The sequence below is a fragment of the Halomonas sp. V046 genome (assembly GCF_052645355.1).
Genome location: NZ_JBQXYF010000006.1, coordinates 61,129 through 75,120 on the forward strand (window position 1 = coordinate 61,129; position 13,992 = coordinate 75,120).

General features: G+C 66.1%; 11 protein-coding genes. 8 read left to right on the top strand and 3 right to left on the bottom strand.

Going from position 1 to position 13,992, the window contains the following annotated elements; genetic code table 11:
* Window positions 1–41: 41 nt before the first annotated feature.
* Window positions 42–1,763 carry a protein kinase domain-containing protein gene (locus ACUN9Y_RS09360; RefSeq protein WP_445460437.1) on the bottom strand — a complete coding sequence of 574 codons (1,722 nt, stop codon included), beginning with the start codon at window positions 1,761–1,763 and terminating at the stop codon, window positions 42–44.
* Between the two features lie 236 nt (window positions 1,764–1,999).
* Here ACUN9Y_RS09360 and ppa point away from each other — a divergent pair, with 236 nt between their 5' ends.
* On the top strand, window positions 2,000–2,530 hold the full coding sequence (ppa, locus tag ACUN9Y_RS09365; RefSeq protein WP_445460438.1) for an inorganic diphosphatase: 531 nt from the start codon (window positions 2,000–2,002) through the stop codon (window positions 2,528–2,530).
* A 202-nt stretch (window positions 2,531–2,732) separates the two neighbouring features.
* On the opposite strand, the gene ACUN9Y_RS09370 is transcribed toward ppa, so the two are convergent.
* A complete protein-coding gene (locus ACUN9Y_RS09370; protein WP_445460439.1) occupies window positions 2,733–3,977 on the bottom strand; it encodes a DUF2333 family protein in 1,245 nt (414 codons plus the stop codon).
* Window positions 3,978–4,220: 243 nt separating this feature from the next.
* Here ACUN9Y_RS09370 and dsbD point away from each other — a divergent pair, with 243 nt between their 5' ends.
* From dsbD to purH, 7 genes are all read left to right on the top strand, one after another.
* The gene (gene dsbD, locus ACUN9Y_RS09375; protein ID WP_445460440.1) at window positions 4,221–6,113 is read left to right on the top strand and encodes a protein-disulfide reductase DsbD; all 1,893 of its coding nucleotides are present in this window, start codon (window positions 4,221–4,223) and stop codon (window positions 6,111–6,113) included.
* Between the two features lie 194 nt (window positions 6,114–6,307).
* The gene (accB, locus tag ACUN9Y_RS09380; protein WP_445460441.1) at window positions 6,308–6,772 is read left to right on the top strand and encodes an acetyl-CoA carboxylase biotin carboxyl carrier protein; all 465 of its coding nucleotides are present in this window, start codon (window positions 6,308–6,310) and stop codon (window positions 6,770–6,772) included.
* Between the two features lie 57 nt (window positions 6,773–6,829).
* Window positions 6,830–8,170, top strand: coding sequence for an acetyl-CoA carboxylase biotin carboxylase subunit (gene accC, locus ACUN9Y_RS09385; protein ID WP_445460442.1), 1,341 nt, complete (start codon window positions 6,830–6,832; stop codon window positions 8,168–8,170).
* Window positions 8,171–8,255: 85 nt separating this feature from the next.
* Entirely contained in the window at window positions 8,256–9,179 is a 924-nt protein-coding gene (gene prmA, locus ACUN9Y_RS09390; protein ID WP_445460443.1) for a 50S ribosomal protein L11 methyltransferase, read from the top strand.
* Window positions 9,180–9,294: 115 nt separating this feature from the next.
* Window positions 9,295–10,353 (top strand): tRNA dihydrouridine synthase DusB, encoded by a 1,059-nt coding sequence (gene dusB, locus ACUN9Y_RS09395; protein WP_445460444.1) that lies wholly within the window; start codon window positions 9,295–9,297, stop codon window positions 10,351–10,353.
* Window positions 10,350–10,685, top strand: a complete 336-nt coding sequence (fis, locus tag ACUN9Y_RS09400; protein WP_445460445.1) for a DNA-binding transcriptional regulator Fis — start codon at window positions 10,350–10,352, stop codon at window positions 10,683–10,685. The genes dusB and fis overlap by 4 nt, the downstream gene beginning before the upstream one ends.
* A gap of 77 nt (window positions 10,686–10,762) precedes the next feature.
* Window positions 10,763–12,343, top strand: a complete 1,581-nt coding sequence (purH, locus tag ACUN9Y_RS09405) for a bifunctional phosphoribosylaminoimidazolecarboxamide formyltransferase/IMP cyclohydrolase (protein ID WP_445460446.1) — start codon at window positions 10,763–10,765, stop codon at window positions 12,341–12,343.
* Between the two features lie 147 nt (window positions 12,344–12,490).
* On the opposite strand, the gene ACUN9Y_RS09410 is transcribed toward purH, so the two are convergent.
* A complete protein-coding gene (locus tag ACUN9Y_RS09410; RefSeq protein ID WP_445460447.1) occupies window positions 12,491–13,948 on the bottom strand; it encodes an NAD-dependent succinate-semialdehyde dehydrogenase in 1,458 nt (485 codons plus the stop codon).
* Between the last annotated feature and the right edge of the window lie 44 nt (window positions 13,949–13,992).

Here is a 13,992-nt window from a genome sequence, read left to right on the forward strand (position 1 = left end):
GCCTGCTGCCGACATGGCCTGCTGCCGACATGGCCCTCGCTCTAGCGCAATAGCCAGGACAACACCAGCAGGATCAGCAGGATGCCGGCGATGCCTTGCCAGAAATTTGCCGGCTCCTTCAACACCCTGGGCGATGTCCGCTCGCCCCGCCCTTGGCGGCTCGGCCTCAGGCTGTACAAAAACTCCGACAGACGCCGAAAGCGTAACGACCGCTGCGGATCGAGGGCGCGCCGCAAGGCGTCGTCCAGCTCGACACCGACCTCCGGGTTACGCCCCCTGGCACTGCGATAACCGAGCTGCTCGAGGTCGGTATGGGTGCGTAGCTTGTCGGTCGGCACCGCGTAGGGCAGGTCCCCGGTCACCAGCCAATACACCGTCGATGCCAGCGCATACTGGTCACTGCGCCGGCCCACCTCATCGTCCAGAGCGTACTCCGGCGCACTGTGCTCGTTGAGGCCGACCTGCTGGACGAGCTGACGCGAGCGCCGATGGCCGTCGACGTCGCGCAGGTGGCAGGCGCTGAAATCGGCCAGCACCACCTGCCCATGCGGGTCGATGAGCACATTGTCGGGATGGACCTGCTGGTGAAGCAGGTCGCGATGATGCAACGCCTGGACCGCCTTGCCCAACTGCATGGCGATATCCAGGCGCTGCCCTAGACTCGCCTGGGGGTGCCGTCGCGCCCACTCGGTCAGCGTCATGCCATCGACGTGGCGCATCAGGTAGTACAGATACCGTCGTGGCCGGGAGGGTTCGATCACGCGGACCACAAACGGCGAGTGGACCCGCTCCACCACCCACTGTTGAAGCAGGAAGTGTTCCAGATAGGCGTTGCGAGTGGAGAGCTCCGGGCTCGGCGCCTTGAGCACACATTCGCGCTGACTGTGGACGTCACGCACCCGGTACACACGCGAGTGCGCGGTGCGCGACAGCACCTCCTCGACCTCGAGGCCATCGACCCGATCGCCCGGCACAAACTCCGGGGGAATCGGCAGGTCACCATAGACGCGGCTCGGCGTATCCGGCGTCTCATCCGGCAGCTCGTCGATGCGCACCAGCTGAAAACAGAACGGATCACTGCCATAGCCGCGCTCCCCGGCCCGCGCCCGAGCCGCCTCGGCGAGGCGCTCGCAGGCCGCATCCAGATCGCTGGCATCCTGGCGTATCAACCCGACGTAGTCCGACGGCATCAGGGTGCCGCGCACGCCCTGGGTGGTCAGCAGGAAGATGTCCCCCTGTTTCAGCGGTACCTGTGCATAATCGATATCGATGGTGGCATCCATGCCCAGCGCCCTGGCCGGGTAGCGATACCCGCCCAGATCGGTGACATGGTCGCGCGACAACTGCTCGAACTCGGCGCCGCGCAGGCGAAACACCAGGGTGTCTCCGACGTGAAACAGATGCGCATCACGACCGAGAAACACCATGGTCGACAGCGACGACACATAGCTGCCGTCCTGCATCTGCCGAGTCTGACCGTGGCACCAGGCGTTCAACGAGCGCAGCACCCGGGTCGCGGCGGCCTTGACGTCCCAGTGCTCCGGCGTCGAGTAATAGTCGGCGAGAAACCCCCTGACGCTGAGATCGCCTGCCTGCTTGGCGAGGGCATGGCGCGAGGCGGAGTCGCTGATCAACGCACAGGCGCCCTTGGTGCCCATTTGTCCGTCGTCGGGCAGACATACCGACATGGAACTGCGATGCCGACGCCGTTCCGGCGCGACGAAAGCCTGCCCATAACTCAATGCTAAACGTGCGGTGGCCACGAACTCCTCCCGAGACGACCCGACCAAAGGACGCTTTGTTGCAGTGCGCCATGACTCCTGAGCGGGCCATGATACACGCACTACCCCTGACGTGGCTCGCCGCACCGCCAACGCCACGATGCCAGGACCCACGCTCGCCCCTGCGAACCTCAGGATTGGTAATCGCGGCGTGAGATTCGTATAATCCGGGCGTTTTTCCGCCTGAATCGGATATCCGCCCAACGAAGGACGCGAGCATGAACTTCGACAACATCCCCGCCGGCAAGGACCTCCCCAACGACCTCTATGTCGCCATCGAGATCCCCGCCAACCACGCGCCGGTGAAATACGAGATCGACAAGGACATGGGCGCTCTGCTGGTCGACCGCTTCATGGCCACGCCGATGTTCTACCCGGCCAACTACGGCTTCATTCCCCACACCCTGGCAGACGACGGCGACCCCCTCGACGCCCTGGTGGTCACCCCTTACCCGGTGACACCGGGCAGCATCATTCGCGCCCGTCCGGTCGGCATCCTGAACATGACCGATGAAGCCGGCGAAGACGCGAAGCTCGTGTGCGTGCCGCACCCGAAGCTGTCCAGCCTCTACGACGACGTCCAGGAAGTGACCGATCTGCCGGAACTGCTGCGCCAGCAGATCGCGCATTTCTTCGAGAACTACAAGGATCTCGAGAAGGGCAAGTGGGTCAAGGTCGAGTCCTGGGAAGGCGTCGAGGCGGCGCGCAAGGCCATCGAGAAGTCCGCTGCAGCCTATCGAAAAGCCTGAAGCCTGGACTGGCCACCGATCCAGGCTGGCTTCCGATCCAGGCAACCATCGCCAGGTGAGCCTGAGCGCCCTGACCTGGCAGCCTTGATCCGTCAGCCTTGATCCGGCCCACCTGGTCCGCGACGGCCACCATCACAGAGGCCGCCCCGCTTGCGCGGGGCGGCCTCTGTGATGGTGGCGCGCCGACACGACTCGCTGGCCACTACTCTTGCGGCGCGTCCTCGCCGGCGGCCTCACCCTGCGGTGGCGCCAAGGCGCCGGAGTCCGCTTCGTCGGTTGCCATTCTGCTCTCGGTCGGCTCGCTCTCGGCCATGTCTCCCTCGGCGGCGAGATCAGAGGCTGGCGTGTCTACCACGACCTCTTGCCCTTCCGGTATCTGCTGGGCCGACGGATCGTCACCGGCTGCCTCGGGCACCTGATCGACCTCCGTCACCGGTGGTTCGATGGCCTCGGGCTCGGACGCCACGCCGCCCAACCCTTCGACCAGTCGGTCGATGATCGTCCGCGCCCGGGTCAGATCATGTGCCATCATCAACGGATAGTTGGCGAAGACACCGAACCCCGAGCCACTGAGCACCACGGGACTCCATAGGGGCCGCTGGCTACGCTCGACCTCGACCAGCAGGCGTTGCCAGTCCTCGTCGAGCCCGGCACCGGCGATGGCATCGGACTGGTCGCGCTCGACGGCCTCCAGCAACTGGCGCAGCGCCCAGGTCTGGCCGCGGGCCTGGTGAAAGACGTTGTCGACGCGATACCACGGCACGTCGGTGTTCTCGGCCGCGGCGATACCGAAATCTGCCAGCATGTCATCATCGCCGACGCTGGCCGACAGCTGCTCGATCAACGCATCGAGGCTCCCGCCGACATCGTCCAGCCAGGGTCCTACGCCGCGTCCCCGAGCCCCGAAGGCCGCCGAACCGGATTCACCGAAGGTCTCCAGGTAGGCGTCGAGTTCGGCCCGCGCCGCCTCGAGACGGTCCTCGGTCGAGGTGTTGAACCAGTCATCGGGATCGGCGCCGAGGGCCTCATTGATTCTCGCCACCGACTCCCCAGAGCCGCCCTCCATGGTCGGCAGCGACTGCGTCAGCAGCGCAGCCTGATTCAGCACACCAAGCTCCCAGGCAGGCATGTTATCCATCACAAGCCCAGGGGGAAGGATGTCGTTGCGCAGATAGCCACCGGGCTTGTCGAGCAAGGTATCGACCAGGGTCGCGAGGGTCGCCACCGTGACCGCCCCTCGCGAGGCCGGCGTCGCCACGGCACGCTGCTCGGCGGTCGCCGTTTCCACATCGAAGCGCTTGGGTGCCAGGCTCCACCACACACCGAGCACGATGGCCACCACCAACGCCAATGCCACCAGGGCGACAAGCGGTTTCCATAGCCACCCGTACTGGGGACTTTCCAACTGCTCACGACGACGCTCGGCGCGCATACGGCGATTGACCATGGGCGGCACTCCTTACAGAAATAGCAGATAAAATGGGCTAACTCCGGGGCGACCGGCTGGCCTGCCTGCGAAGAGGGACGGCTCTCCCCGAAGTGGTAAAGTACTCTAGCATCTGATCATAGCGCGTCCTCGCCGGGAACCCCGGCCCGTTCACGGGGTCTGAGAGCGAGGCTCGATCCCTGGCGCGCAACGTCGCGGCATATCCCGTCACACCCGCCATACCCTCGTCAATAAGGACACGACGTGCTCTTCGCCATCCGCCTGCTGACCCTTTGCTGCCTGCTGCTGCTCCCCTGGACGGCTCAGGCCCAGTTCTTCTCGTCCTCGAGTTCCTCCGAATTTCTGCCGGTCGACCAGGCCTTCCACCCCAGCGCGTGGCAGGACAAAGATAGCCTCTACATCGGCATCGACAACGCCGACGGCTACTACCTGTATCGCCATCGTTTCAGCGTCGACGCGGCGGATGCCTCGGTGCGCCTGGGCACGCCACGGCTGCCCCCGGGCGAGGCCAAGACCGACGAGTTTCTCGGTGACGTTCATGTCTTCTACGATCAGGTGGTGTTCGAAGTGCCGTTGGACGCGGCCCCCGATGGCCCCATCGACATCGCGCTCACCTTCCAGGGGTGCGCCGACGCCGGCCTCTGCTACCCCCCGGAAACCGTCTCCCTGACCGCCGCGCCGTCGAGCCCTCCGGCCGTCTTCGCCGAGGCCGCCGCGGCCCTGTACCAGGGCGACGGAGACGCCCCTGCCGAGACCTCGGCGAGCACGCCCCCCGACAACGCCAGTGACTCGACCGCCTCCACTCTCTCGGCGCCGCTCAGCGAAGACGGCCGCTTCAGCGCCGTGATGCGCGATGCCAGCCTGCCACTCGTGCTCGGCCTGTTCTTCCTGGCCGGCCTGGGCCTGACCTTTACCCCTTGCGTACTGCCGATGGTGCCGATCCTGTCGTCCATCATCGTCGGCCAGAACCCGACCCGAGGCCGCGCCTTCGTGCTATCCGGCAGCTATGTCGCCGGCATGGCGCTGACCTACGCCGCCGTGGGCGTGCTGATGGGGCTGTTCGGTGCCGGCCTCAATCTCCAGGCCCGCCTGCAGTCGGCGCCGGTACTGATCGTCTTCGCGCTACTGTTCACGGCCTTCGCCCTGGCCATGTTCGGCGTCTTCAATCTGCGCCTGTCCTCCGGGCTTGGCCAGCGCATCGATGCCTGGCAGGCCAAGGCCCAGCGCAGCGGCCCTCTGGGCCTTGCCGTGGCAGGCGCCCTGTCGGTGCTGGTGGTATCGCCCTGCGTATCGGCGCCACTGGCCGGCGCTCTGGTGTTCATTTCATCGACCGGCGACGCCTTGATGGGCGGCGCGGCGCTGCTGGCTCTGGCACTCGGCATGGGGGTTCCGCTGTTGCTGGTGGGCGGCTTCGGCACCACCCTGCTGCCCCGCTCAGGCGCCTGGATGGACGGTGTCAAGGCGGCCTTCGGGGTGTTGATGCTGGGTGTCGCGATCTGGCTCGTCGAGCGCCTGCTGCCCGGGTCCGTGGCGTTGCTGTTGTGGGCGGGACTCGCGGTGGGTACCGCCCTCGCCCTCGGCGCCCTCAACCTGTCCAGCGGCCAGGGCTGGCCGCGGGTGCGTCAGGGTGGCGGCATCCTGTTGCTGGTATGGGGCATCGCCCTGGTCATCGGCGCCGCCCGCGGGGCCAATGACCCGCTGCGCCCGCTGGCCATTGCCCCGTCGCCAAGCGCGAGCGGCCAGACGGCCGTGTCAGCGCATGCCGAGGTCACCGTGGTGGATACCCTCGCGGACCTGCAACAGACCCTGTCGGCCTCCGGCCAACCGGCCTTTGTCAATGTCACCGCCGAGTGGTGCATCTCGTGCAAGATCATGGAGCGCGACGTGTTCCCCGCCGCCGAGGTCCAGCGCGCCCTGGCCGACTACCGCTGGATCGACGTCGACGTCACCGATAGCGATGCGGCCAGCCGCGAGATCCTTGATCATTTCGGCCTGTTCGGTCCGCCGAGCCTGATGTTCTTCAACGGCGCGGAGGAACTTCGCCAGGCCAGGATCCAGGGAGAACTGGACGCCGAAGCCCTCGCCAGCCATGCCCGGGAGGTAACCACCTTCCTCGCCGCAGGCGCGACGACATGAACCTTACCGCCACCTACCCGAACAGCGTTCGGTCACTCTGGACAACCCTGGCGAATTTCGGCAAAATCCGCATACTTCGAGTTTTCGCCTGATAGAGACGGCAAGAGACGCCATCTTGCCGCGATCTCAAGCAACTTAGCTCGGGTTTACAACGCCCGAGCCTCCTCCCGAATTCAACCGATCGAGACAACGTCATGGATATTCGTAAGGTCAAAAAGCTGATCGAACTGCTGGAAGAGTCCAACATCAGCGAGATCGAGATCCAGGAAGGTGAAGAATCGGTGCGCATCAGCCGCCATCCCAATGGTGGCGCCTGGCAGCCGGCCCCGGTCGCGCAGCCTTGGGCGACCGCTCCCGCCCAGGCCCCGGCAAGCGCGCCAGCAGCTGCCGCCGAGCCGGCCGTCGAGGCGGGCCCGAGCTACCAGGGCAACGCCATCCTGTCCCCGATGGTCGGCACCTTCTACCGCTCCCCGGCTCCCGGCGCCAAGACCTTTGTCGAGATCGGCAGCACGGTCAAGAAAGGCGACACCGTGTGCATCGTCGAGGCCATGAAGATGATGAACCAGATCGAGGCGGATCGTGACGGCGTGATTGAAGCGGTGCTGGTGGAAGATGGTGAGCCGGTCGAGTTCGACCAACCGCTGGTCGTCATTTCCTAAGCGGCGCTGACACCCTCAGCGGCTCTCCGTTTCCTCCCACATTCGGCGGACACCACCATGTTGGACAAGGTTCTTATCGCCAACCGCGGCGAGATCGCCCTTCGCATCCTGCGCGCCTGCAAGGAGCTCGGCATCAAGACGGTCGCCGTGCACTCGACGGCCGACCGCGAGTTGATGCACGTGCGCCTGGCAGACGAGGCGGTGTGCATCGGCCCGGCCTCTTCTGGCCAGTCGTACCTGAACATCCCCTCACTGATCAGCGCGGCCGAAGTCACCGACGCCAGCGCTATCCATCCGGGCTACGGCTTCCTGTCGGAAAATGCCGACTTCGCCGAACAGGTCGAGCGCTCCGGCTTCACCTTCATCGGCCCCCGGGCCGAGACCATTCGGCTGATGGGCGACAAGGTCAGCGCCATCGAGGCCATGAAGAAGGCCGGTGTGCCGACGGTGCCTGGCTCCGACGGCCCCCTCGGCGATGACGAGGGTGAGCTTCTGGCCACCGCCCGTCGCATCGGTTACCCGGTCATCATCAAGGCCGCCGCCGGCGGTGGCGGTCGTGGCATGCGCGTCGTGCACACCGAAGGCCACCTGCTCTCCGCCATCACCGTGACCCGCACCGAGGCTCATTCGGCCTTCGGCGACGGCACGGTGTACATGGAGAAGTTCCTCGAGAAGCCTCGCCACGTCGAGGTCCAGGTCCTGGCCGACGGCAAGGGCAACGCCATTCACCTGTACGACCGTGACTGTTCATTGCAGCGCCGCCATCAGAAGGTACTGGAAGAGGCACCGGCCCCCGGACTCGATCCCGATGCCCGCGCCCGCGTCCTCGAATCGTGCCGCGAGGCCTGCATCACGATCGGCTATCGCGGTGCCGGCACCTTCGAATTCCTCTACGAGGACGGCGAGTTCTTCTTCATCGAGATGAACACCCGGGTCCAGGTCGAGCACCCGGTCACCGAGATGGTCACCGGCGTCGACATCGTGCGTGAGCAGCTGCGCATCGCCTCGGGGCTGCCGCTGTCGATCAGCCAGGAACAAGTGGAGCTCAACGGCCACGCCTTCGAGTGCCGCATCAACGCCGAGGATGCCCGCACCTTCATGCCATCGCCCGGCAAGGTGACGCTGTATCACCCACCCGGCGGCCTCGGCGTGCGCATGGACTCTCACGTCTACACCGGGTACACCGTACCGCCCCACTATGATTCCCTGATCGGCAAGCTGATCACCTGGGGCGTCGACCGCGAGACGGCGCTGACACGCATGCGCAACGCCCTCGACGAGCTGCTGGTGGAGGGCATCAAGACCAACACCGAGCTGCACAAGGATCTGGTGCGCGACGGCTACTTCCAGCAGGGTGGCGTCAACATCCACTACCTGGAAAAGAAGCTCGGCCTGTAACCACAGCGAGCCTTCGCGGGGCGGCCCAGGCCGCCCCGCTGCGTTTCCTTCCGGCTGTCCTTCTTCCCGACTCAGGAGCAACCTCATGCCTTGGCTCCAACTGAAAGCCCAGGTGCCCCCCGAGCAGGCCGAACTCCTCGAGGAGTTGCTGCTCGCCGAGGGCGCCACCGCCATCACGCTGCAGGACGCTCACGATGAACCGGTATTCGAACCGGACCGAGGCACCACCCCGTTGTGGGACGCCACCATCCTGACCGGGCTCTACGACGACCTGGAGGGCCTCCAGGCCATGCTTGAACGCCTGGCGGCGTCCTGGGCCGAGGCCATGCCCGAGGAGCCCTGCCCCGAGATCGACCACGAACTGCTCGACGATCGCGACTGGGAACGGGAATGGATGCAGGACTTTGCCCCGATGCAGATGGGGCAGCGCCTGTGGATCGTCCCCAGCTGGCATGAGCCCCCCGAAGACGATGCCGTCAACCTGCACCTTGACCCGGGCCTCGCCTTCGGTACCGGCACCCACCCGACCACGGCGCTGTGCCTTGAATGGCTGGACGCCCTGGCGCTGACCGGCGAACTCGAAGGCATCGAGATGCTCGACGTCGGCTGCGGCTCGGGTATTCTCGCCATCGCGGCGCTGAAACTCGGCGCCCATGCTGCCGTCGGCACCGACATCGACCCACAGGCGCTGAGTGCCAGTCGAGACAATGCCGAGCGCAACGCCATCGAGCCAGACCGTCTGGCGCTGCGCTACCCCGAGCAGATGAACGCCGAGCGCTTCCCCCTGGTCGTCGCCAACATCCTGGCCGGCCCGCTCGTCGAGCTCGCACCGACCATCGCCAGTCACGTGGCGCCGGGCGGCCGGCTGGCGTTGTCCGGGATCCTCGAGAACCAGGCCAACGCCGTGCAGGATGCCTATCGTGACCAGGGGTTGATCATGGATGAGCCGGAAATCCGCGAGGGCTGGGTACGCCTGAGCGGCCTGCGGCCGCGTCGGGACGACGCCTGAGTCGATACCAGGCGTCTTGGCCCAAGGCGCCCCGACCAGCCAATCGTTCCGTCTCGCCTTCACCCTCGACGATTCCACGCGTATGATGTGCAGCCCCGAAACCACGACCCGAACCATGTCAAAGCCTCGCCCCTTGCCCAACATCGGCCCGCATCGCCTCGCGAGCCCCGTGATCCTGGCCCCCATGGCCGGGGTTACCGACCGTCCTTTTCGGACGCTGTGTCGGCGCCTCGGCGCGGGCCTGGTGGTGGGTGAGATGGTCACCTCGGACCCGAGCCTATGGCACACGCGCAAGTCGCGCCTGCGCATGGATCACCGCGGCGAACCCGGACCGCGAGCGGTTCAGATCGCCGGAGGCGACGCCGAGATGCTGGCCCAGGCGGCGCGACTCAACGCCGAACAAGGCGCCGAAATCATCGACATCAACATGGGTTGCCCGGCGAAGAAGGTCTGCAACAAGGCGGCGGGATCGGCGCTATTGCGCGACGAGGCGTTGGTGGCCGAGATTCTCGACGCGGTGGTCGCTGCCGTCGACGTGCCGGTGACCCTGAAGATTCGTACCGGCTGGTGCGAGGACAGCAACAACGCCGTTCGTGTGGCCCGCATGGCCGAAGATGCCGGCATCCAGGCGCTGGCCATACATGGCCGCCACCGCCAGCAGCGCTATCAGGGCCAGGCCGAGTACGACACCATCGCCGACGTGGTATCCCGGGTCCATATTCCGGTCTTTGCCAATGGCGATATCACATCCCCCGAGAAAGCCCGGGCGGTGCTCGACTATACTGGGGCGAATGCCGTGATGGTCGGCCGAGGCGCCCAGGGCAACCCGTGGATTTTCCGCGAGATCGACCATTACCTGACCCATGGTGAACGCCTGCCGAGGGCCGACGACAGCGAACGCCGCGACGTTCTCGTCGGGCACCTGGAGGCACTCCACGCCTTCTACGGCGACCCCATTGGAGTACGCATCGCGCGCAAGCACCTGGGCTGGTACCTGGCCGGCGACGCGCGCTTTTGCGATGAGGCACGCCGCGAGCTGCGAGCAACCTTCAATGCACTCGACTGTGCCCAGCGCCAACAACGCTTTATCGACGAACTGTTTCGTCACGACCCTGCCAGCGCCCCCGCGCGCGTGGCCAAGGCCGTGGCACATCATGGAACCCGCGCCGCATGACCAGCCGACAAGCCATAGACCAGACGTCCTCCGTTTCCAACCTGGACGCCGCCAGCCGCGAGCTTAACGGCATCGACACCGGTCAGCCGGGTGCCAGCCGCGACGACCGCCCACTGCGCGAGGCCGTGCTCTCGGCCATGCAACGCTACTTCGATCACCTGGACGGCGGTACGGTCACCGACCTCCACGCCATGGTGATGGCCGAGGTAGAGGCCCCCTTGCTGTCTTCGGTGCTCGACTACACCCGAGGCAATCAGACCCGCGCCGCCGAAATGCTGGGCTTAAACCGCGGCACCCTGCGCAAGAAGCTCAAGCACTACAACCTGATCTGACCCCCGGCGGGCGCCTCGGCGCCCCGCCGGCGCCGGCCCCTCGGCCCCGCCTTTTCGTCCGCAATAGAGACTCTTCCATGGCCCACTCCTCCCCCACCGCCATCCGTCGCGCCCTGATCAGCGTCTCGGACAAGACCGGCATCGTCGATTTCGCTCGTGAGCTGTCCGCGCTCGGCGTCGAACTGCTGTCCACCGGCGGCACTTACCGCCTGCTGGCCGAGAACGCCATCGCCGTCACCGAGGTCTCCGAGCACACCGGCTTTCCCGAAATCATGGACGGCCGGGTCAAGACCCTGCACCCGACCATCCACGGTGGCATCCTCGGCCGTCGCGGACAGGACGACGCGGTCATGGCGGAACATGGCATCGCCCCCATCGACATGGTCATCGTCAACCTGTACCCCTTCGCGGCAACCGTCGCCAAGCCCGACTGCAGCCTCGAGGACGCCATCGAGAACATCGATATCGGCGGCCCGACCATGGTTCGCGCCTGTGCCAAGAACCATGCCCATACCACCATCGTGGTCAAGGCAGACGACTATGGCCGGGTCATCGACGAGATGCGTGCCGGCCAGGGCGGCGTGAGCCAGGCGACGCGCTTCGATCTCGCGGTGAAGGCCTTCGAGCACACCGCCGGCTACGACGGCGCCATCGCCGACTATCTGGGCCGCCTGGTCGAAGGCGCCGACGATGGTTACCCGCGCACCTACAACCTGCAGCTGACCAAGAAGCAGTCCATGCGCTACGGCGAGAACCCGCACCAGAGCGCGGCCTTCTACGTCGACGGCGACGCCAGCGAGCCGAGCGTCGCCACCGCCGTGACCCTCCAGGGCAAGCCACTGTCGTTCAACAACGTCGCCGACACCGACGCCGCCCTCGAGTGCGTCAAGAGCTTCGACGACACCGCCTGCGTCATCGTCAAGCATGCCAACCCCTGTGGCGTGGCCGTCGGCGAAACGGCTCTGGCCGCCTACGACAAGGCCTTTGCCACCGACCCGACCAGCGCCTTCGGCGGCATCATCGCCTTCAACGTGGCCCTCGACGCCGACACCGCCCGCACCATCATCGACCGTCAGTTCGTCGAGGTGATCATCGCACCGGGCGTCAGCGATGCGGCCAGTGCCATCGTCGCCGAGAAGAAGAACGTCCGTCTGCTCGACGTCTCGGCCAACTGGCCCGGCACACGTGAGCCCAGCCGTGACCTCAAGCGGGTCACCGGCGGCCTGCTGGTCCAGGACCGCGACCTGGGCATGGTCGAACGCGACGACCTGACCGTGGTTTCCGAGCGCGTGCCGAGCGAGCAGGAGATGCGCGATCTGGCCTTCGCCTGGAAGGTCGCCAAGTTCGTCAAGTCCAACGCCATCGTCTATGCCAAGGGCGGCCAGACCATCGGCGTCGGCGCCGGCCAGATGAGCCGCGTCTACTCCGCCCGCATCGCCGGTATCAAGGCCGCCGACGAGGGCCTCTCGGTGCCGGGCTCGGTGATGGCAAGCGACGCCTTCTTCCCCTTCCGCGACGGCATCGATGCGGCCGCCAGCGCCGGTATCACGGCGGTGATCCAGCCCGGCGGGTCGATGCGTGACCAGGAAGTCATCGACGCGGCCAACGAGGCCGGCATCGCCATGGTGTTTACCGGCATGCGCCACTTCCGCCACTAAGGCCTCTGCGCCGCCTCGCGGCGACCCTGGCGCGGAAACCTCAGGCACAACGAAAAACGCCCCCACTGAATTTTCAGTGGGGGCGTTGTGTTGCTACGGTCTGACGCTCAGCGAGCGCGCAAGGCGGCCGGTCAGGACGGTCCGCCGTCAGCCTAGATCAATGCACAGATACTTGGTCTCGAGGAACTCTTCGAGCCCCTGGTGGCCGCCTTCACGCCCCAGCCCCGAGGCCTTGACCCCGCCAAAGGGAGCGGCGGCGTTGGAGATCAGGCCGGTGTTGATACCGACCATGCCGTACTCGAGGGCATCGGCAACGCGCCACACGCGTCCCAGGTCGCGTGAATAGAAGTAGGCCGCCAGGCCAAATTCGGTGTCGTTGGCCAGCTCGATGGCGTCTTCCTCGTCTTCGAAGGCGAACACCGCCGCCAGCGGGCCAAAGGTTTCCTCCCGGGCAACTTTCATCTCGCGGGTCGCGCCGCTGACCAGGGTCGGCGTGAAGTAGTTCCCGCCCAGCGGATGCGGGTGCCCGCCCAGCCACAGCTCCGCGCCGCTGTCCACGGCATCCTGGATATGCTCGTTGACCTTGTTGACCGCCTTGTCATCGATCAACGGGCCGATGTTGACACCCACGGTCGTACCATCACCGACCTTGAGCTCGCTATTCATGGCCACCGACAGCTTCTCGCTGAAGGCGTTGACGACACTGGAATGCACCAGGAAGCGGTTGGTGCAGACGCAGGTCTGTCCGGCGTTGCGGAACTTGGCCGCCATGGCGCCGTCCACCGCCGCATCGAGATCGGCATCTTCGAACACGATAAAGGGCGCGTTGCCGCCGAGCTCCAGGGAAATCTTCTGGATGTTCTGGGCCGCCTGGGCCATCAGGGTGCGGCCCACCTCGGTGGATCCGGTGAAGGTGATCTTGCGCACCACCGGCGAGTCGGTCAATGCCGCGGCGATCTCGGCGGCCGACCCCGGCACCACGTTGAAGACCCCGCGCGGTACGCCGGCTTGCTCGGCGAGTTGGGCCAGCGCGGTCGCCGACAGCGGCGTCTGGCTCGCCGGCTTGACCACGATGGTACAGCCGGCGGCAAGGGCCGCACCGGCCTTGCGGGTAATCATGGCGGCGGGGAAGTTCCACGGCGTAATCGCGCCACACACGCCCACCGGCTGCTTGGTCACCACGATACGTTGATTGGCATTGGCGGCAGGAATGGTCTCGCCGTAGACACGCCGCCCCTCTTCGGCGAACCAGCGCAGAAAGCTCGCCGCATAGACGATCTCGCCAGCCGCCTCCTTGAGCGGCTTGCCCTGCTCAAGGGTCATGATGGCGGCCAGTTCGTCCTGATGGTCCAGCATCAATTGATACCACTTCATCAGAATGTCGGCGCGCTCCTGAGCCGTCATCGCACGCCATGCCGGCAGCGCCGCTTCGGCAGCGTCAATGGCGCACTCGGTCTCGGCGCGCCCGAGCCGCGGCACCTGCGCGATCTGCTCGCCAGTGGCCGGGTTGAGAATATCGATCTGCTCGCCGCTGTCGGCGGCCACCCAACTGCCATCGATGTAGGCAAAGGGGCGATACAGCGGCATATCATGTAGGGCTTTCATGGGGGCTCCTGGGCAAATGGCAGCGTGGGCAATCGCTTTCATGC

Bases quoted from the DNA above. Each gene is read 5' to 3' on its own strand.
- ppa (WP_445460438.1), top strand. From the start codon at position 2,000: ATGAACTTCGACAACATCCCCGCCGGCAAGGACCTCCCCAACGACCTC.
- ACUN9Y_RS09410 (WP_445460447.1), bottom strand. From the start codon at position 13,948: ATGAAAGCCCTACATGATATGCCGCTGTATCGCCCCTTTGCCTACATC.
- dusB (WP_445460444.1), top strand. From the start codon at position 9,295: ATGTCAAAGCCTCGCCCCTTGCCCAACATCGGCCCGCATCGCCTCGCG.
- ACUN9Y_RS09370 (WP_445460439.1), bottom strand. From the start codon at position 3,977: ATGGTCAATCGCCGTATGCGCGCCGAGCGTCGTCGTGAGCAGTTGGAA.
- accB (WP_445460441.1), top strand. From the start codon at position 6,308: ATGGATATTCGTAAGGTCAAAAAGCTGATCGAACTGCTGGAAGAGTCC.
- fis (WP_445460445.1), top strand. From the start codon at position 10,350: ATGACCAGCCGACAAGCCATAGACCAGACGTCCTCCGTTTCCAACCTG.
- prmA (WP_445460443.1), top strand. From the start codon at position 8,256: ATGCCTTGGCTCCAACTGAAAGCCCAGGTGCCCCCCGAGCAGGCCGAA.
- accC (WP_445460442.1), top strand. From the start codon at position 6,830: ATGTTGGACAAGGTTCTTATCGCCAACCGCGGCGAGATCGCCCTTCGC.
- purH (WP_445460446.1), top strand. From the start codon at position 10,763: ATGGCCCACTCCTCCCCCACCGCCATCCGTCGCGCCCTGATCAGCGTC.